Annotated in this window: 14 protein-coding genes and 1 pseudogene; 10 read left to right on the plus strand and 5 right to left on the minus strand. The window is 63.4% G+C overall.

The annotated features are described in order from the left end of the window. Positions 1–3: 3 nt before the first annotated feature. Positions 4–1,189 (minus strand): annotated as a pseudogene (gene rhmD / locus QFZ54_RS18240) (L-rhamnonate dehydratase). Between the two features lie 159 nt (positions 1,190–1,348). On the opposite strand from rhmD, the gene QFZ54_RS18245 reads away from it, so the two are divergent. The 3 genes from QFZ54_RS18245 to lldD are packed head-to-tail and all read left to right on the plus strand — an operon-like array spanning position 1,349 to position 4,016. Continuing rightward, positions 1,349–2,074, plus strand: coding sequence for an IclR family transcriptional regulator (locus QFZ54_RS18245; protein ID WP_373458634.1), 726 nt, complete (start codon positions 1,349–1,351; stop codon positions 2,072–2,074). A 14-nt stretch (positions 2,075–2,088) separates the two neighbouring features. Then, on the plus strand, positions 2,089–2,850 hold the full coding sequence (locus QFZ54_RS18250) for an SDR family NAD(P)-dependent oxidoreductase (RefSeq protein ID WP_307089844.1): 762 nt from the start codon (positions 2,089–2,091) through the stop codon (positions 2,848–2,850). Beyond that, positions 2,847–4,016, plus strand: a complete 1,170-nt coding sequence (lldD, locus tag QFZ54_RS18255) for an FMN-dependent L-lactate dehydrogenase LldD (protein WP_307089846.1) — start codon at positions 2,847–2,849, stop codon at positions 4,014–4,016. The genes QFZ54_RS18250 and lldD overlap by 4 nt, the downstream gene beginning before the upstream one ends. A 92-nt stretch (positions 4,017–4,108) precedes the next feature. Here lldD and QFZ54_RS18260 read toward each other — a convergent pair whose 3' ends face one another. Genes QFZ54_RS18260 through QFZ54_RS18270 form a run of 3 tightly spaced genes read right to left on the minus strand, consistent with a single transcriptional unit; the run spans position 4,109 to position 6,499 of the window. Next, complete coding sequence (locus tag QFZ54_RS18260; RefSeq protein ID WP_307089847.1) at positions 4,109–4,603, minus strand: endo-1,4-beta-xylanase; 495 nt, start codon at positions 4,601–4,603, stop codon at positions 4,109–4,111. A gap of 47 nt (positions 4,604–4,650) precedes the next feature. Next, entirely contained in the window at positions 4,651–6,231 is a 1,581-nt protein-coding gene (locus QFZ54_RS18265) for a rhamnogalacturonidase (protein ID WP_307089850.1), read from the minus strand. Positions 6,232–6,247: 16 nt separating this feature from the next. Continuing rightward, complete coding sequence (locus QFZ54_RS18270; RefSeq protein WP_307089852.1) at positions 6,248–6,499, minus strand: hypothetical protein; 252 nt, start codon at positions 6,497–6,499, stop codon at positions 6,248–6,250. Positions 6,500–6,828: 329 nt separating this feature from the next. Here QFZ54_RS18270 and QFZ54_RS18275 point away from each other — a divergent pair, with 329 nt between their 5' ends. From QFZ54_RS18275 to QFZ54_RS18305, 7 genes are all read left to right on the plus strand, one after another. After that, positions 6,829–8,436 (plus strand): glycoside hydrolase family 43 protein, encoded by a 1,608-nt coding sequence (locus QFZ54_RS18275; protein ID WP_307089854.1) that lies wholly within the window; start codon positions 6,829–6,831, stop codon positions 8,434–8,436. Beyond that, positions 8,436–10,001 carry an MGH1-like glycoside hydrolase domain-containing protein gene (locus QFZ54_RS18280; RefSeq protein ID WP_307089856.1) on the plus strand — a complete coding sequence of 522 codons (1,566 nt, stop codon included), beginning with the start codon at positions 8,436–8,438 and terminating at the stop codon, positions 9,999–10,001. Before QFZ54_RS18275 ends, QFZ54_RS18280 begins: the two co-directional genes overlap by 1 nt. Before the next feature lie 554 nt (positions 10,002–10,555). Beyond that, the gene (locus QFZ54_RS18285; RefSeq protein ID WP_373458652.1) at positions 10,556–11,977 is read left to right on the plus strand and encodes a UxaA family hydrolase; all 1,422 of its coding nucleotides are present in this window, start codon (positions 10,556–10,558) and stop codon (positions 11,975–11,977) included. Continuing rightward, positions 11,974–13,428 carry a mannitol dehydrogenase family protein gene (locus tag QFZ54_RS18290; protein ID WP_307089860.1) on the plus strand — a complete coding sequence of 485 codons (1,455 nt, stop codon included), beginning with the start codon at positions 11,974–11,976 and terminating at the stop codon, positions 13,426–13,428. The genes QFZ54_RS18285 and QFZ54_RS18290 overlap by 4 nt, the downstream gene beginning before the upstream one ends. Before the next feature lie 14 nt (positions 13,429–13,442). Beyond that, positions 13,443–14,711 carry an MFS transporter gene (locus QFZ54_RS18295; protein WP_307089862.1) on the plus strand — a complete coding sequence of 423 codons (1,269 nt, stop codon included), beginning with the start codon at positions 13,443–13,445 and terminating at the stop codon, positions 14,709–14,711. 374 nt (positions 14,712–15,085) lie between these two features. Continuing rightward, entirely contained in the window at positions 15,086–16,546 is a 1,461-nt protein-coding gene (uxaC, locus tag QFZ54_RS18300) for a glucuronate isomerase (RefSeq protein ID WP_307089863.1), read from the plus strand. Beyond that, complete coding sequence (locus QFZ54_RS18305; protein ID WP_307089865.1) at positions 16,543–17,682, plus strand: endo-1,4-beta-xylanase; 1,140 nt, start codon at positions 16,543–16,545, stop codon at positions 17,680–17,682. Before uxaC ends, QFZ54_RS18305 begins: the two co-directional genes overlap by 4 nt. Here the strand turns inward: QFZ54_RS18305 and QFZ54_RS18310 are convergent. Next, positions 17,679–18,989, minus strand: a complete 1,311-nt coding sequence (locus QFZ54_RS18310; RefSeq protein ID WP_307089868.1) for a glycoside hydrolase family 28 protein — start codon at positions 18,987–18,989, stop codon at positions 17,679–17,681. The genes QFZ54_RS18305 and QFZ54_RS18310 overlap by 4 nt on opposite strands. Positions 18,990–19,111 lie beyond the last annotated feature (122 nt).

Raw genomic sequence — 19,111 nt, forward strand, 5'->3', positions numbered from 1 at the left:
TCCTTAATGAGTGTAAGGGCGGTGAAGGGGCACGTCGGCGTTGAGCTCGACGCCGAAGCCCGGCTTGTCGAGCGCGCTCGCGCGCATCCGGCCGTTGACAGGCACAGGCTCGCCGAGCAGCTGCGGTGCAAACATCGGCACCACCTCCGATGGTTCGGGATGCATCATCAGGAATTCGGCGAAGGGCGAATTATGACGCGTGATGACGAAATGATAGCTGTACACGCTCGACCCGTGCGGCACGACCATCTTGCCATGCGCGTCGGCAAGCGCCGAAATTTTGAGCAACTCGGTGACTCCGCCGCACCAGCCGACGTCGGGTTGGATGATGTCGCAGCATTCCATTTCGAGCAGCATGCGGAAGCCCCAGCGGGTCGCTTCATGCTCGCCGGTAGTGACCAGCATACCCCTAGGCACGTTGCGTTTGAGTTCGGCATAACCCCAATAATCGTCGGGGCTCAGCGCTTCCTCGATCCACTTCAGGCCATGCTCGTGGCAGGCGATCGCCAGGCGGGTGGCATATTCGACGTCGAGCGCCATCCAGCAATCGAGCATCAGCCAGAAATCCGGGCCGACCTTCTCGCGCATGTCGGCGAGCGGTAGCGATGTTCTTGTGCAGCCCCTCGATGCCCTCGGCAGGCCCGTGGTGCAACGCCATCTTGCCGCCGATAAAGCCCATCTCCTTGGCCAGATCGGGGCGTGCACCCGTCGCATAAAATTGAAGTTCGTCACGTACCGCCCCGCCGAGCAGATGATAAACGGGCTCCTTGCGCAATTTGCCGAGCAGATCCCAGAGCGCCAGGTCGACGCCCGAGATCGCGTTGATCACTAGCCCCTTACGGCCGTAAAATTGGGTCGAGAAGTACATCTGATCCCAAATCTTCTCATACTCGGTCGGCGCGCGGCCTTCGAGAAAACGGGCAAGATGCTTTTCGACGATATAGGCCGCCGGCTCCCCCCCGGTAGTTACGGCGACGCCGATCGTGCCGTCCTCCGCTTCTATCTCGACGACCAGCGTCCCAAGCACGTTGATGCCGAAGCTGCGGCGGCTTTGGCGATATTCGGGATAACGGCTCATCGGCGTAGCGATATGGTCGTCGATCCAGTGCTGGCCGACTTGGTCGTGATAATCCGCGCCGCCGCCTTTTGCCACGAAAGCGCGTACATGCTTGATCTTGGATAACGCCATGCCGCATCTCACCCTTCTGAGCCCGACAGGACAGGGGGCCCGGGCTTGCCACATTGTGGTAGGCTGATCTAAAGGATGAAAATGATGGCGTCAATCGTACCCCGAACGACCTCTGACCCTACTGACGGTCCTGCTGTCGGTGCAGGTAGTCAGACGCTGATGCGCGGCCTCGATGTGATCGAGGCCGTTGCGCACGATATGCTGACCTTGGGCGAACTCGCTGACCGCCTGGAGCTCACCAAGAGCACGACGCACCGTCTGGCGAGCGCGCTTGTCGACCGAGGATACCTGATCTTCACGCCGCGCTCTGGCTACCGGCTCGGCTCGAAATTGCTGGAACTGGGGCATCTGGCGCACCAGCAGGCCGATCTAATTCAGGTGGCGCGGCCGCATATCGAGGCACTCGCGGCTGACACAGAGGATACAGTTCATCTCGGCGTGCTTGATGCCGATCGCGCGCTATACCTAGACAAACTGCCGGGGCGTCGGCGGGTCAACATCTCTAGCCGCGTTGGGGATCGCCATCCGCTGACCTCCACGGGCCTCGGCAAGGCGCTGATGCTCGATCATCCGGAAAGCTTTTGGAGCGAGCGTTTCGCAGCGGATCATGCCGACGGCGTGCCGACGGCGGATCGTGCCCTGTGGCACGAGAGGATGCGTGGCTATGTCGCGGCTGGACGGGCTTATGATCTCGAAGAAAACGAGGATCAAATCCGCTGCGTCGCCGCGCCGATCCGCGATGTTGCGGGCAAGGTGGTCGGCGCGATCAGCGTCTCGAGCGCGGCGCAATATATGGGCGACACTCGCATGGAGGAGCTCGCCGCCAAAGTTTTAGGCGTGGCGCGCGCGATCAGCCACGATCTCGGCTGGGTGCCGAAACCATAATCAGGAGTTTTGCCGTGTTGCTCGAAGGAAAGACCCTACTCGTCACCGGCGCTTCCGCCGGCATTGGCCGCGCAACGGCGATCGGCGCGGCCAGGCATGGTGCCGATGTCGCGATCAACTTTCACTCGGATGATGCCAGCGCGGCCTCCTGCATCGCAGAGATCGAAAGCCTTGGCCGGAAGGGTGTGGCGATCAAGGGAGACGTCGCCGATCCCGATACTGCGAAGGATTTCGTCGCGCGCGCAACGGAGGCGCTTGGCCGAGTCGACGTTTTCGTCAACAACGCCGGGATTTGCCCGTTTCATGCCTTCCTCGATATGCCGGTCGAGACTCTGGAGCGCACCTTTCGCGTAAACCTTCACGGCGCCTATTACATGGTTCAGGCCGCGGCCAACCAGATGGTGAAGCAAGGGCAGGGGGGAGCGATCGTCGCGGTGTCGTCGATTTCTGCGCTCGTGGGCGGCGAGTTCCAGACCCATTACACGCCGACGAAAGCCGGCGTGCATTCACTAATGCAATCCGCGGCGATCGCACTTGGCAAACACGGCATTCGCTGCAATTCGGTGCTCCCCGGCACGATCTTGACCGACATCAACAAGGACGACCTCGCCGACGAGGGCAAGCGCAACTACATGGAAAAGCGCATTCCGCTCGGGCGGCTCGGCGCACCCGACGATCTGGCTGGCCCGATCATATTCCTCGCGTCGGACCTTGCCGCTTATGTGACGGGTGCGGCGCTGTTGGTCGACGGCGGCATGTTCGTAAATTTGCAATGAGAAGGGCGGCCTCCGCGCTCGACTATCGCGAGCTTGCCCGGCGGCGGCTGCCGCATTTTCTGTTCGAATATATCGAAGGCGGATCCTATGCGGAGGTAACTCTGCGGCGCAACATCGCCGATCTCGAGGATATCGCGCTACGCCAGCGAGTGCTGAACGACGTGTCCTCGCTCGACCTCACGACCGAGCTGTTCGGACACAAGGTAGCGCTGCCGGTCGCGCTGGCACCGATCGGGTTGGCCGGAATGAATGCCCGCCGCGGCGAGGTTCAAGCGGCCCGCGCCGCGGAGGGCGCGGGCATTCCGTTCTGCCTGTCCACCGTGTCTGCGTGCCCGATCGACGAGGTTGCGCGCGGCACAAACGCGCCTTTCTGGTTCCAGCTCTACATGATCCGAGACCGCGGCTTCATGAAGGATTTGCTGGCACAGGCGAAGGTAGCGCGGTGTTCGGCGCTGGTGTTTACCGTCGACATGCCGGTGCCAGGGTCCCGCTACCGAGACTATCATTCGGGTCTGGCGGGGGCGGCCGGCCGGATAGGGGCGCTGCGCCGCATGTGGCAGGCGCTGACAAAGCCAGCTTGGGCTTGGGACGTCGGCGTGCATGGCCGTCCGCACCAGCTCGGCAACGTCGCCCCAGTGCTCGGAAAGAACACCGGTCTGGAGGACTTCTTCGCTTGGATGCGCAATAACTTTGATCCGACAGTCAGTTGGAAAGACTTGGACTTCATCCGCGCCGAATGGGACGGACCTCTCATCATCAAGGGCATCCTCGATGCCGAAGATGCGAAAACCGCTGCGGCTGTCGGTGCTGACGGGATCGTGGTGTCCAATCATGGGGGCCGCCAGCTTGACGGCGTGCCATCCACGGCGCGCGCTTTGCCGCCGATCGCGGACGCGGTCGGTGACAGGCTGACCGTCCTGGCAGACGGCGGTATTCGTTCGGGCCTCGACGTGGTGCGGATGCTGGCGCTGGGTGCGAAGGGCGTGCTGCTTGGACGGGCGTGGGTCTACGCACTTGCAGCGGGTGGAGAAGCGGGCGTCAGCCATGTCCTCAAACTGGTGGAAGCCGAAATACGCGTCGCGATGGCCTTAACGGGTTGCAAAAGCATTGAGGCGATCGACCGTCACGCGCTTGTGGAAGTTCAGACACGACCCGCTTCTTGGTGAAAAAAACGCATCGGTAATGGTTTGCGCCGTTGTCGAGGATGACCGAATAGGAATCACCTGCGCTGACGTGTCATCGTCAAAGTAAAAGTCGGTCACGCGCGCGCGGAGGCGAATGCGGCAGTGATCGGGTCGCGCATTGGCTTGAGACGGAACTCGGCGTCGAAGGGACAAGGCCACTTTGGCAGGCCATCAGCACGGGGGCGGAAGCCGCTAAGCCAGCTATAGCGTTCGCTCAGACCCCAGCACATGACGATGCTAGTTTGCGGGTAGGACAGCATCAGGTACTGATAGGCGCGTGAATGCGCCGCGACTTCCGCATCGCGCCGATCGATCGAAGTCCGCAGCGGATTGCCGTGTACATCCAACTCGATGACCAGCAGGTCCAATCCCATCCCTGTCACCGTTTCTAGTAAGTCGCGCCATGCGCGCTCGTCGACGGCGCCCAACCCTGTCGGGCTGTCGCTGTATTTACTGCTGAGATGGCTCTCGACGCCCAGCGCATCTACCGCCGTACCCCGCTTCTTAACGTCTTCGAGCAATTTGAGCACGGCAGTCCGGTGGACCGCCTCATCGCCCCGCCAGCCCATCTAAACACTGTAGACGAGCAGCGCGCACCTACTGATTGTCCATGTTCTTAAACCACGCCGGTGAACGGGCCGGCGATCGTACGATCGAGAACGGTTCGGCTGCCGAAGCTGCGAAAGCCGGTGACGTCCTTCAGCGCGAATCCTACTCCGGCCGGCACCTTCACCCGGAACGCATCCGCATCGACGACGTCCTCCAGCCGGAATGCCGGGCGTGGATCAGCCGTCGCGACCGCGATCTCGATGTTGCTGAGTTCCAGATTGCGCGCGTGCCGCACGAACAGCCCGGTTGCGGGCAGATCGCCGAACATCGTGGCCTCGGGGTAGCCGAGTTCCTCTTCCGGCGGCTGCACGCGCGCCATCGCTGCCGGCGCACCCCCGACCTGGTGCAGGAAAACGTCGCTGATGCGGACGTCCTCGATCGGGTGTCCCGCAAGTCCGGCAATCACGGAGGGAAGCAAGGTCGCGTTCGAGCTGACGATATTCTGGATCAGAATGCGCCGCAACGTGCCGATCGGCCGCCCCTTCGGCCCGCGCATCCGCCGGCCGAGCCGGAGGAACAGCGGCGCATCGATGATCCCGCGCATGGTGATGTTACTGACCACGACATCCTCGATCATCGCACCGTCCACCGTTTCGAATGCGAGCCCGCGGCTGTCCTCGAATATGCAGTTGGTCACCGCGATGTTGCGAAACCCGCCATTTGTCTCCGTTCCGAACTTGATCCGGCCATGTATCGTCTTGGCGAACGATGCGGGCATCTTCTGCCAGCTGCCGTCGATCACCGAGCCGATCTTGTAGTTGCCGGTTACGAAGCAGTTCGCGATTGTCAGGTTCTCGGTGATCCGTGGTTCGCCAAGCGCATAGCTGCTCTTAGGGCAGATCGCGTCGTCATAGGGCGCGTTGACCGTGCAGTTGCTGATCCGAACGTTGCGACAGCAGTCGATGTCGAATCCATCGCGGTTGGTATCGACAAGCAGGTTGTCGATCGTCAGATTATCGACACCCGTTGCAAGCAGCGCGAACCAGCCACCCTCAAGGATCTTGAAGTCGCGCAGCAGCACGTTCCGGCAGTTTTTCAAGGCAATCGCCTTGTTGCCGGTGCCAGGGCCGTTCGGGTCCTTCAGCCAATCGTCCTTACCGTCGCCCCGGCCTAGGCCCTTGCCCCAGATAAGCCCCGCACCGACGATCGCCACGTCGTGCAGGCCTTCGCCCCAGATAAGGCTGTTCTTCCAGTGACTGTGGCCGAAATCTTGGAACGCATCGAACGCATTGGCTTCGGCGATGTCATAACCAACCGTTCCGTTGGGAGCAGCGGCGAGGATCGTCGCACCATTGTCGAGATGCAGCGTGATGTGGCTCTTCAGCCGGATCGTGTAGCAGGCATAGATGCCGGCGGGGACATGGACGGTACCGCCGCCACGCGCTGCCACCGCATCAATCGCACGGTTGAAAGCGGGCGAGTCGATCGTGGCTCCGTCACCGGTTGCGCCGTGCTGGCGAACGTCCACCCAGCAACCGGGTGCACCCGGTGCGCTGGACGCAACAGGCTGCGAGTGCCCGGTCGCGGCCCCGGAAAGGGCGGCGAGCCCCGCCCCACCCATAATGATCGAACGGCGGTCCATCGTCATCGTATCCAGCTCCCGGTCATTGATAAAAATACGGCGGCCATGCTGCCCCGCCCAGGAGAATCAAAATTTTCAGCGCGGCACCGAGGCAGAACTCGGTGCCGAGTACGTCATAGGTAGCGGCGAACGTGTATGCACTCGGGCCCTGCGTCGTGATTGGCGGGTTCTTATTGAAGACGTTGGTGGCGCCCCCGAACAAACCCGCTCCAGTGTTGCAAGCATCGTTCCGCGCAAAAATGCGCTTGCAGTGGCGTTGGACCATAGCGCTCATCCGACCCTCCCTTTCAACGGCGAGCGTTTGCGCACCGGCAGTTGTCCCTGTTCACACGAGGCTCCCCTCGGCCCACTACATGCTAGGACTTGACAGGTAATGCCATTATGTGGGAGCAGCTTCTATATGATCAGGTTTGCGTGTCAAGCAGGAGCTTGATTAACGTAAGATTCGGTCGGACGCGGTTGCGCAACTCGGTGCGCCGGAATGAATGGCAGGGCGCGTGACTCGAGCTTTTCGGACGTATTTAGAGACCGCGTGGCAAGCGTCTCATGATACCGCTATCGCAACAGCTCGACCGGTCTGAGCCGGCGCAACGGGAGAGAAGCATGGTTAAGCGCCGCTGGAACTTAGCGACCGCTGCGGCGCTCGCGGTCTGTACCGCCTCGGGCGCGGCCCCGCGGAAAGACACCCACGCCAACCCTATTCTCTACGCGGACTATTCGGATCCCGACATCATCCGGGTTGGCCGCGATTACTACATGGTCGCGTCCAGCTTCCACTTTTCGCCGGGCATCCCGATCCTGCGATCGCGCGATCTCGTCCACTGGACGATCATCGGTCATGTCCTGCCGCGCCTGCCGTTCGCGGCCGAATACGACATGCCCGGCCCGCACACGCTGACGGATGCGATTTCGAAGCCGATCGGCGGCACGCGCTACGCCGGCGGCGTCTGGGCCCCGTCGATCCGCTTCCATGCCGGTCGTTTCTTCGTCTATTTCGCGACCCCGGACGAGGGCATCTTCATGGCGAGCGCCGCGCGCGCGGACGGGCCGTGGGACGCGCCCGTCAAGGTGATCGACCAGCCCAAGCTAGAGGATCCGTGCCCGTTCTGGGACGATGACGGTACCGCATGGCTCGTCCATTCCCGCCATGGCGCGGGGCCGCTGATTTTGCACCGCATGTCCCCCGACGGACGTCGCGTGCTCGACGCGGGAACGGTGATCGTCGAGGACAAGGCGCGGCTGCCGATCCTCGAAGGCCCGAAACTCTACAAGCGTAACGGCTATTATTACATCCTTGCGCCCTTCGGTGGCGTCGAGAAAGGCGCCCAGGTCGCGCTGCGCTCGCGATCGATCGCCGGCCCCTATGAGCAGCGTGTCGTGCTGAGCCAGGGCACGACCAAGCTCGAAGGCCCGCACCAGGGCGGCTGGGTCGAAACGCCGTCGGGACAAGGCTGGTTCGTTCATTTCAACAGTACGGGCGCCTTTGGGCGCATAGCCTATCTCGAACCGCTCGTGTGGCGGGACGACTGGCCGCTGATTGGCGCGCCGATCCCGGGCGAAACCGGCGGCCAGCCGGTCGCAACGTTCTTGATGCCGGATACCGGTCATTCGCCTACCCGCGACACCCTCCAGGAATCGGACGCGTTCTCGATACCCAAGCTCGGCCAGCAATGGGAGTGGAACCACAATCCCGATGATAGACGCTGGAGCCTGACCGCGCGGGCCGGCTTCCTGCGTCTCATCGCCAGTCGAGCCGACCATCTCGTCACTGCGCGCAACACGCTGACGCAAGTCCTTCAGGGTCCGCGCGCGCGCATCACCACAAGGCTCGATGCGACGCGGATGCGCGACGGCCAGCGAGCCGGTCTCTCGCTGTTTGGCGTCGGCCCTAGCTGGATCGGCCTGGTACGCGACGCCGGGCGATTGCGCGTGACGCTCGCGATCAAGGGTGCGGAAACCCCTGGCCCAGCGCTCGACACCCGCACCGTCGACCTGCGGGCGGAGGTCGGTCCTGAACAGGCCGTGCAATACAGCTACAGCCTTGACGGGGGCGCATCGTTCCGGGTGATCGGCGAGGCCATCCCGCTTGCGCGCTTCTCGTGGTGGAAGGGATCGCGACCCGCATTGTTCAGCTTTACGCGGGGCGAACCAGGCGGATCGATCGATATAGACTGGGTCCATGTCGATCACCCACGCGCCGAGGATCAATGATGGACCGTCGCTTCTTTCTCGCCGCAAGCGCTGCCGGCGCCGCTTCGCTGGCGCTCCCCGCTCGCGCCGCGTCGAGCGATGCCCCTCGCTTCATCACGGGCAATGCGCGGTGGCAGGCGGCGTACGATAAAGCGCTAGCGGTTCTCGCCGGCAACGTTCAGGTCATGCCCTATGTCGACCGGCCCGTGCTCATTGAGGGGTCTGTGTATCGCGGCATCTGGCAGGAATGTGGGCCCCATGAGGCGCTGGTGTACCGCAAATTCCGTCCCGACGTCGCGCGCGACAGTCACATGACTTTCTTCGACTTGCAGCGTGCCGACGGGCAACTGCCCGCCAACAACAAGGAGACCGAAACCGGCTTCGGTCAAATCCAGATGGTCGTGCCGATCGCCGCCACCGCATGGGAACTCGCGCGTGCAACCGGCGACGACGCGCTGCTACGCGCCGCCTATCGCAGCTGCGCTGCGTGGGATGCGTGGCTGACGCGCTATCGCAACACGCGCGGGACCGGGCTGGTCGAGGGGTTCTGCACCTACGACTCGGGCCACGACAACAGCCCGCGCTGGCGCGGCGTTCCCAATCAATGCCCGAACAAGAATGCCAAGGCGCACGCACCGATCGCGTCGCTTCCGCGGCTGTGCCCCGACCTGTCGGCAACGGTGTATGGCGGCCGGAAAGCACTTGCGGCGATGGCGCTCGCGCTGGGGCGGCGTGACGAGGCTGATCGCTGGACCGAGCAGGCCGCCACGCTGCGAAACGCGATCTTGGCACGGCTCTGGTCCGCGAACGATGCTGCCTTCTACGACCGCGACGCCCAGGATCGGTTCGTTGCGATCCGCTCAGACATCCTCACGCGGATGTGCGGCGAGCATGTCCCCGACCAGGCGATGTTCGACCAGTTATGGAAGCGCCAGCTCGGCAATCCCAAGGCGTTCTGGACGCGCTTCCCGCTGCCCTCGATCGCCGCGGACGACGACAGCTTCGTCCGGCCCATCGTCGCCAACAGTTGGGGCGGTCCTGCGCAGGCGCTGACGGCTTTGCGCGCCGGTCGCTGGTTCGACCATTATGGCCGCGCTGCCGAATTCACCATGATGATGAACCAATGGTGCGAGGCGATCCAGGCAGACATGAGCTTTCGCCAGCAGATCGATCCCGACACCGGCGTCTTCACCGCGGGTGCCGACGCACCGAACTACTCGCCTTGCGCGCTTGTCATGGTCGACTACACGTGGCGCCTGATCGGCGTCCGCGAGGAGCCGGACGAACTGCACTGGACGTTCCGCCCGACGCACTCGGCCGCGGCCGGCGCGATCCTGACGATGCGTACCGACGGCGGCCGAGAAGCTAAAATTCAGTATTTCCCTCGCCGGACAGACCTCACGCTGGACGGAAGCCTGATCGCGAGTGTCAGGGGCGGCGGTAGCGGGCGTTTGGTCACTGACGTTTTTGGGGCGGCGAAGAAGCTGATTGGCGTCGATCCGGCACCGCAGCACATCACACTGTTGCAGGCAGGAAGACCAAGTCGATCGTTCACGTTGCAACCAAACCGGCAGCTTTTGGTCTGAAAACCCCTTCCGCGTTCCCTCTAGGCGAATTGGTAGAGTCCGCTGTCCGGTTTAGGCCGGCTACCCGCGAAGCGCTGTCGGATTGGCCCTTTATACCTGCAAAAATTGGGGCCGATTCGTGAAAGACGCGTCCTTACTTTAGGAAATGGAGTAATAACTTTGCCCCTGTTGCACCACCTTGACGCCGACCAAATGCGATCGGTGAGCGCCACAACCACTGGCCATTCGGAACTCTTAACCAGCGTCAACAGCGTTCGCGCGCTTGCCAGGAGGACGATCGCCGACGGGACCGACGTTTGCGCTCCGGTGGCGTCCCGGGGGACGAGCACGAGGATGGATATCGGGAGTAAGATGGCGGCGGATCGCCTGCTGCTGCCGATCGATCGCACCTGCGGCCGGTCGCACGCAAGGGATGTTGACGTGGCCCCGCTCCAGCTGGTGACGGACGCGCTCCTGCGCGGCCAACGGCACGCTGTAGACGCATTCCACTACCAGCTTGAGGGACCAGCACAGTGAAGGCTTTGAAGATCGACGCCACAGACAGTGTTGCGACGATGATCGAGGATGCGCGGGCGGGCGAAAGCGTGGAAGGCATCGTGCTGCGCCAGGATGTCGGGCGTGGGCACAAGGTCGCCCTCGTAGACATCCCGGCCGACGCGGCGATCGTCAAGTTCGGCTTCCCGATCGGCCTTGCGACGCGGGCGATCGGGGCCGGCGAGCATGTCCATAGCGACAATCTGGAGACCAGCCTTGCGGGCACGCAGTCCTATGCCTACACGCCCGTCGCAGCTGCACGGCCGATGTTGGCCTCGCGGCAGACGTTCGAAGGCTATGTCCGCCCGGACGGCAGCGTCGGCACGCGCAACGAGATCTGGATCCTGCCTACCGTTGGCTGCGTCGCACGCACCGCCGAACGGATCGCCACCAAGGCCGCGATGCTGCTCGGCAATGAGGTCGACGGCGTCCACGCCTTCACACATCCGCATGGCTGTTCGCAACTGGGCCACGATCTCGACGGCGCGCGCGCGATCCTCGCAAGCCTCGCCTGCCACCCCAATGCCGGCGGCGTGCTGATCGTAGGACTGGGCTGCGAGGAGAACCAGATTGCTTCGCTACTGGCGACGATCCCCGCGTGGCGGCACGGCGCGATCCGCACGCTGACCGCGCAATTCAGCGTCGACGAAGTCGAAGAGGGCATTGCGCTGGTGCGCGAGCTCGCTGCAGCGGCGGTGACGCCGCGGCAAAGCGTCGGGATCGACCGGCTCGTGCTGGGAGTGAAGTGCGGCGGGTCGGATGGGCTGTCGGGCCTGACCGCAAATCCGCTGGTCGGCCGGATGAGCGACCGGGTGAGCGAAGTGGGAGGCCGCGTGCTGCTGACCGAAATCCCCGAGGTGTTCGGTGCGGAACAGATGCTGATGAACCGCGCGGCCGATGCGGGTGTGTTCGATAAGATCGTCGAGCTGGTGAACGGCTTCAAGCGATATTTCCTCGATCACGGCGAGCCCGTTTCCGACAATCCGTCGCCGGGCAATGTCGCCGGCGGCATCACTACGCTGGAGGAAAAGTCGCTAGGCGCGGTGCAGAAAGCCGGGCATGCGACCGTAACCGACGTGATCGGCTACGGCGATCGTGTTTCAATCGACGGACTGACGATTCTGGAGGCACCGGGCAACGATGCGGTGTCCTCGACCGCGCTGGCAGCGGCAGGTGCGACGGTGATCCTGTTCACAACAGGACGCGGTACGCCGCTCGGCTTCCCAGTGCCAACGATCAAGATTGCGTCGAACACCGTGCTGGCCCAGCGCAAACCAGGATGGATCGACTTTGATGCTGGGCAGGTGCTCGCCGAGGGCTTTGAGGCGGCGGAGCGTGCGCTGCTCGACCGCATTGTCGCGATCGCGTCGGGTGCCACCACCGCCGCTGAACGCAATGGCGAGCGCGAGATTGCGATCTGGAAGCGAGGCGTGACGCTGTGACCCTGTTGACCCTATCCGCACTCGAAACCTTGCCGCAAGAAATCGAGCGTCCGAGCCGACGCGACGACATCGGCGTCGGCATCGTTCATTTCGGCCCCGGCGCGTTCCACCGCGCGCATCAGGCCGCATATATCGATACTGTGCTGCGCGAGGATCCGCGTTGGGGCATCGCTGCGGTGTCGATGCGCAGTCGCGGCACGGTCGCGGCGCTCGCGGCACAGGACGGGCTCTACACGCTGGCGGTTCGCGATTCCCGACCGTCGCTGCGAGTGATCGGCGCGCACTGCCGTTTCCTGGGGCCAGACGCCGCTGCGGAGACGCAGGCGTTGCTCGCCGATCCGCGCATCGGCCTGGTCACGACGACTGTGACCGAGAAGGGCTATTGCTTGGCTGCCGACGGCACGCTCGATGCGTCTCACCCTGACATCGTGCACGATCTCTCCGGCGCCGATGTGCCGGCGAGTGTGGTCGGCTGGATGGTGTCCGGACTCGCCGCTCGTCGCGCGGCTCGCCTGGCACCGTTCATGCCGATGCCGTGCGACAATCTCGCCAGCAACGGCGCGAAGCTACACGCCGCTTTGGTCGCCTTCGCCCGTGTCCGCGACGCAGATCTCGCGGACTGGATCGCGGGCGAGGTGCGGGTGCCCTCGACGATGGTCGACTCGATCACACCAGCCTCCGACGACCTGTTGCTCGCCGACGTCACCGCTGCCCTCGGCTTCGAGGACCACGCACCGGTACAGCGTGAAGCGTTCACGCAATGGGTGATCGAGGATGTCGGCCGCCCGTTCGGCCCCGACCTTGCTGCCGCTGGCGCGACCGTGACGTACGACGTCGCCGGTTATGAAAAGGCCAAACTTCGCATCCTCAACGGTGCGCATTCAACGCTCGCCTATGCGGGACTGTTGCGTGGTCATGTCAGCGTGTCGGCCGCGATGGCAGATGCCGATCTCGCGCAGTTCGTCGATGCAATGATCAGCACCGACATTGTACCGATGCTACCCGCCGTGGCGGGATTTGACGTCGACGCCTATCGCCAGGCGGTGCTGGCGCGCTTCGCCAATCCGATGATTGTCCACCGGCTTGACCAGATCGCGCAGGACGGTTCGCAGAAGCTGCCCTATCGCCTGGGCGACACGCTTGACGCCAACAGGCGCGCCGGTCGCCTGCCGGCCCATGTGGTTGCAGCGCTCGGCTGCTGGGTCGCGTTCCTGATGCATTGCTCGCGAGAGGGCGTCCCCATCATCGATCCGGCCGGCGCGCGGCTGTTTGCTGCCGCGGCCGAAGGCGACGCCACGACGGTTGTAGATCGCTTGGTGCAATTGAACCTGGGCCTGTCAGCCTCAATCGCAGCTGATGTCGCCCTTCTCGGCGCGCTGCGGAAGGCGGCAAGCGCGGCGTTCGACGGTCGATGGGGCGACGTGCTCTCGCGGGGAGCGCAGTCACAGTGACGAACAACGCCCGAATGGACACAGGTACGCCCGATGTCGGCCGTTATCGCTGGGTGATCTGCGGGCTGTTATTCGCGGCCACATCCATCAACTATGTCGACCGGCAGATGATTGGGGTGCTCAAACCTACCATCTCTGCCGAGCTCGGCTGGAACGAGACGACGTATGCCGACGTCATCTTCTGGTTTCAGATGGCTTATGCGATTGGCTACCTGAGCTTCGGCCGCATCGTCGACATAGTCGGTGCGCGCGTGGGCTATTCGGTCGCCTTTGTGATTTGGACCCTTGGCCATACTTTGTGCGGCTTTGTCTCTTCGGCCTTCCAGTTCTCGATCGCGCGCTTCGTGCTCGGCATCGGCGAGAGCGGCAATTTTCCTTCAGGGATCAAGGCGGTTACCGAATGGTTTCCGGCGCGCGAACGGGCGCTGGCCACGGGCATCTTCAACGCGGGATCGAACCTAGGTGCAATCATCACGCCGCTCGTGGTGCCGGCGATCACGCTCGCTTTCGGCTGGCGGATGGCGTTCATCGTCACGGGGGCGGCGAGCCTAGTTTGGCTGGTCGCCTGGATAGCCCTCTATCGCCGCCCGAGCGAGTCCAGGAAGGTATCGGCCGCCGAACTCGCCTATATCGAGAGCGACCCTGCCGACGCGGGGCCGCAGATCGGTTGGCTGAAATTGCTCAGCTACCGCGAAACCTGGGCCTATGCGTTGGGGCGGTTTCTGATCGATCCGATCTGGTGGCTCTTTCTGTTCTGGACGCCAGACTTCCTCGGCAAGACGTATCACCTCGATCTAAAGAACTTTGGGCCTCCGCTGGTAGCGATCTACCTGATCTCCGACATCGGCAGCGTCGCGGGCGGCTGGGCATCGTCGCGATTGATGAAGCACGGAATGAGTGCGAACAAGGCGCGCAAGCTGACCATGCTCACCTGCGCGATCCTGGTGATGCCGATCGTCTCTGCCCAGTATATTAGCAATCTATGGCTTGCGGTCGCTGTGCTTGGGGTGGCAACGGCGGCGCACCAGGCGTTCTCGGCCAATCTCTACACGTTGCCGTCCGACGTGTTTCCGCGCAGTGCGGTTGCGTCGGTAATTGGCATTGGCGGTACCGTTGGCGCGATCGGCGGCATGATGATGGCGAAGTTCACCGGCTACATCCTGGATTCAACCGGGAGCTACGCGCCGATTTTCGCCGTCGCTGGCAGCACCTATCTCCTCGCCATCCTCGTCATCCATCTGCTCACGCCGCGCTTCGCGCGTGTCAACGCCGTGCGCGCCTGAAACCGAGTCTCGCCGTGTCCCGCCCACTTATCCCGGACCCAGATCGCCGGTTCCCGTTCGACTTGACGGCCCGCGACATCGCCTGCGCGTTGTACGAAAGGTCGCCGACATGCCCTCGTTGACAAGCATCACAGGCGCGGGGAGCGATCGCGATAAATGGCGAAGGCGTGAAGCTTCACCAGCGCGTGAAGTCGATCTGCCGCGCGGCGGCTACAACCGCCGTGACCGCGAGCGTCGCCAAGCCGCTGCAACGATGTGTCGTACTCGCTGCCAAGTCACCACCGTCAATCGACGATAGATTCTTGTCATGCTTGCATTGCAGGCGACGGGTGTGCCACCGTTGGCACAGTAACTGTTCAAGAGGAACAAGCTTCGTGACCTCACCGCTTCGCCTCGATCCCGATCGCCTGTTCCCTGCGGAGGCGCGCACCCGCGAGATCGCGCGCACGCTGTACGGGAGCGTGGCGACGCTTCCGATTGTCAGTCCGCACGGGCATACGGATCCGCGCTGGTTCGCCTACGACCAGCCATGGGACAACGCCGCCGAACTCCTGCTCCAGCCCGATCACTACCTTTTTCGGATGCTCTATTCGCAAGGAATCTCGCTGGAAGCGTTAGGCATCCCGGCGCACAACCGGCCGGGCCGTGCAGACCCGCGCGCGGCATGGCGGCTGTTTGCCGACAATCAACATTTGTTCCGGGGAACGCCTTCCCGGCTGTGGCTGGATCACGTTTTTGCTGAAGTGTTCGGCTTTGATGTGGCGCTCGGCCCCGACACGGCTGACCTGTACTATGACCGCATCGGCGACCTTCTGACCACCCCCCGTTTCCGGCCACGGGCGCTGTACGAACAGTTCAGGATCGAACTGATTGCGACCACCGAGGGCGCGCACGACACGCTCGAACATCACGAGGCGATCCGCGCTTCGGGCTGGATGGGACGGGTAGTCACTGCCTATCGCCCCGACGCAGTGATCGACCCCGAGCACGAAGATTTCCGCCCTGCGTTAGCCCGTTTTGCCGAACTCACTGGAGAGGATGTTGGTAGCTGGCGCGGCTATCTCGCAGCACATCTTAAGAGGCGCGAAGCGTTCATCGCAATGGGCGCGACGTCCAGCGACCATGGCCACCCCACCGCCGCCACCGCCAACTTGTCCGCCTCCCAGGCCGAGGCGCTGTTCGCCAAGGTTATGCACGGCACCTGGACGTCCGCAGATGCCGAGTTGTTCCGCGCGCAAATGCTGACCGAGATGGCGCGAATGAGTTTGGATGATCGGCTGGTGATGCAGATCCATCCAGGCTCGGTGCGCAATCACAATCGCTGGTTACACGGTGCTTATGGCCGCGACAAGGGTGCGGACATTCCGGGACGCACCGACTACGTCCATGCGCTCAAGCCGCTTCTTGATGCATTTGGCAACGAGCGCGACTTGTCGATTATCCTTTTTACGCTCGACGAAACGAGCTACGCTCGAGAATTGGCGCCGCTGGCCGGCCACTACCCGTGCCTGAAACTCGGCCCCGCTTGGTGGTTCCACGACAGCCCAGAGGGTATGCGCCGGTTCCGCAAGATGACCACGGAGACCGCAGGCTTCTACAACACCGTCGGCTTCAACGACGACACCCGTGCGTTTCTGTCTATACCCGCGCGACACGACGTCGCGCGGCGCGTCGATTGCGCCTTCCTCGGGCAGCTCGTCGCCGAGGGGCGGATGAAAGACTGGGAGGCGGAGGAGCTAATAATCGACCTGTCCTATAATCTAGTGCGCAAAGCATATAGGCTGGACGAGGCGCCAACGCGACCCGTCGTCCCGGCTAAGGCAGTCGCCGCATGATCGATCGGCGCCACTTCCTTGCCGCTGCTACTGCGGGCATAGCGCTGCCAGGCATCGTGTCCGCAGCGCCCTTGGAACCTTCGCTTGACGCTCTTGCTCGGCGCAAGGGAATGCGCTTTGGCAGTGCATTGGGCATGGGCAAGCCGAAGACGCCGGAGGGCGGCTTTGCGGATCCGGCACACCGCGCGCTGATCGCCTCACAGTGTGGATTAATCGTACCCGAAAACGAGATGAAATGGGGCATCATGCGCCCATCGGCTGACCGCTTTGAATTCGGTCCGGCCGATCGCATCGTTGCTTGGGCCAAGGCGCAAGGCCTTGGGGTTCGAGGCCACAACTTGTTGTGGCAGCATCCGCGCTGGACGCCAGCCTGGCTGACTGCGCACGATTTCGGCAGCCAGCCGCGGCTTGCCGGCGAGCGGATATTGACCGAGCACGTCGCCAAGGTGGTAGGACGGTATGCAGGGATGGTGCACAGCTTCGACGTGGTCAACGAAGCAATTGACGAGAAGACCGGTACCCTGCGCGAGACGAGCCTGTCGCGCGCGATCGGCGGCACAATTGAAACGATCGCGCTGGCGTTCCACGTGGCCCGCGAGGCGGCGCCGCACGCACAACTCGTCTATAACGATTACATGAGCTGGGACGCGACCAGCGCGACGCATCGCGCGGCTGTGCTGAAGCTGCTGGCCGAGTTGAAGCAACTCAACGTGCCCGTCGATGCGCTCGGGATTCAAGGGCATATCGGCAGCAATGGCCTAGGCGTCGCCACCACGTTGGGCCGTCAGCCCGAGGAATGGCGGCGGTTCCTGGGCGACGTGCGCGGTATGGGGCTTAAAATGCTTGTCACGGAGTTTGACGTCAACGACAAGGCGCTGCCCGCGGCGATTCCCACGCGCGATCGCGCGGTTGCCGACTTGGCGCGCGCCTATCTCGATCTGACACTCGCCGAGACAAGCATTGACACGCTTATGTGCTGGGGCCTTTCGGACCGGTACAGTTGGCTGCAAGGCACGTCGCCCCGCCCGGACGGCCTTCCCAAGCGCCCGCTGCCCTATGACACGGTGATGCGTGCTAAGCCGCTTCGCGACGCCGTCGCTGGCGCCCTTCGTGCAATGCCAGTGCGCGCCGGCTAGAGTTGGCTCGTCAGGCGGCCGCGCACCCGCACGCGTTCCAGCGTCAAGGGAGCGGCCATGTCCAGGATACTCGGTGCGCGCACCCGGTCAAACCGACAGTCACGTAGCGACAGGCCAGCTACCGGCGCACCGGGCAGACCATGCAGTTCGAGGACGCGCTCGACGTCGCCGGCGCGGAGCCGATCGATGACGACGTCGCAAACTTGGGGTGGATAGGGGCCTTCCGGTCCTTCGTAGGTGAAGTCACAGCCGATGGCCGCGCGCGCCACGCGGCCAACGGTGATGTCGCGCAGGTGGATGCCGCTAATGCGACCACCGCGGCGCGGGTTGGTCTTAATCCGGAGGGCATACCAGAGGTCGGGCGAACTCATTGTACAGCGCTCGACCAGAATGTCAGAAACGCCACCCGATATCTCGCTGCCGATGGTCACCCCGCCATGGCCGGCACGCATCGTACAGTCGCGAATTACCACCCCGCGCGTGGGCACGCCAATTCGGCGACCATCCGTATCGCGCCCTGATTTGATCGCGATGCAATCGTCACCGGTGTCAAAGGTGCAGCGATCGATGAGCATCCGTTCGACCGACTCCGGATTGCAGCCATCAGTGTTGGGTCCGTGGCCAACGACCGTGACCCCGCGTACGGTCACGTCACGGCTGAGCACCGGGTGGATCGCCCAACATGGGGAATTGCGAATCGTCACGCCTTCGATCAAGACGCGGGAGCAGCGCTGGAACTGAACAAACATCGGGCGAAGGAAATGGCCCGGTCCAAAAACACGCCGTTCGCGCACCACGCCCGCGGCAGCCATTTCGAAAAGGGTCGCACGATCGCGGCGCTGGTTCGGAAGACCCGGGTGCCAGCCAAATTGCGATCCGCCGCTCCATGACCACCACGTTTGTGGGCTGGCGCTCCCATCGAGAGTGCCCTCCCCCGTGATTGCCACGTCGTGCGCATCCCATGCGCCAATCAGGGGAGCGAAGTTCATGAGTTCCACCCCCTCCCACCGTGTCGCCACCAGCGGATAGTCAGCGGGATCAGTACTGAAGGACAGGACGGCACCGCGCCTCAAGTGGAGTTCAACACCGGATCGCAGCTGGATGGCACCGGTTCGGAACCGGCCACTTGGCACGATCACGCGCCCGCCGCCTTTTCGTGCGCACGACTCGATTGCTGCGGCGATCGCGGATGTGGCGAGCGTGTCGCCGGGGCGCGCGCCGTGCTGCACGATGTTCACCTCGCGATGCCGACGCGCCGGCAATGCTGGCAAGGTCAATACGGAAGCGGATGGATGGATGCCGGCCACAGGCGCGGCCAAACAGCCGGTCAATATGGCGAGCGTCTCGCGACGGGTTGGTCGATGCAAACTCGGAATTTGTCTCATCTCGTGATTTGTCGTTGCAGATCGTGAAATGTGCAAGTACCAAT

It is taken from the genome of Sphingomonas faeni (assembly GCF_030817315.1).
Taxonomy (GTDB): domain Bacteria; phylum Pseudomonadota; class Alphaproteobacteria; order Sphingomonadales; family Sphingomonadaceae; genus Sphingomonas; species Sphingomonas faeni_C.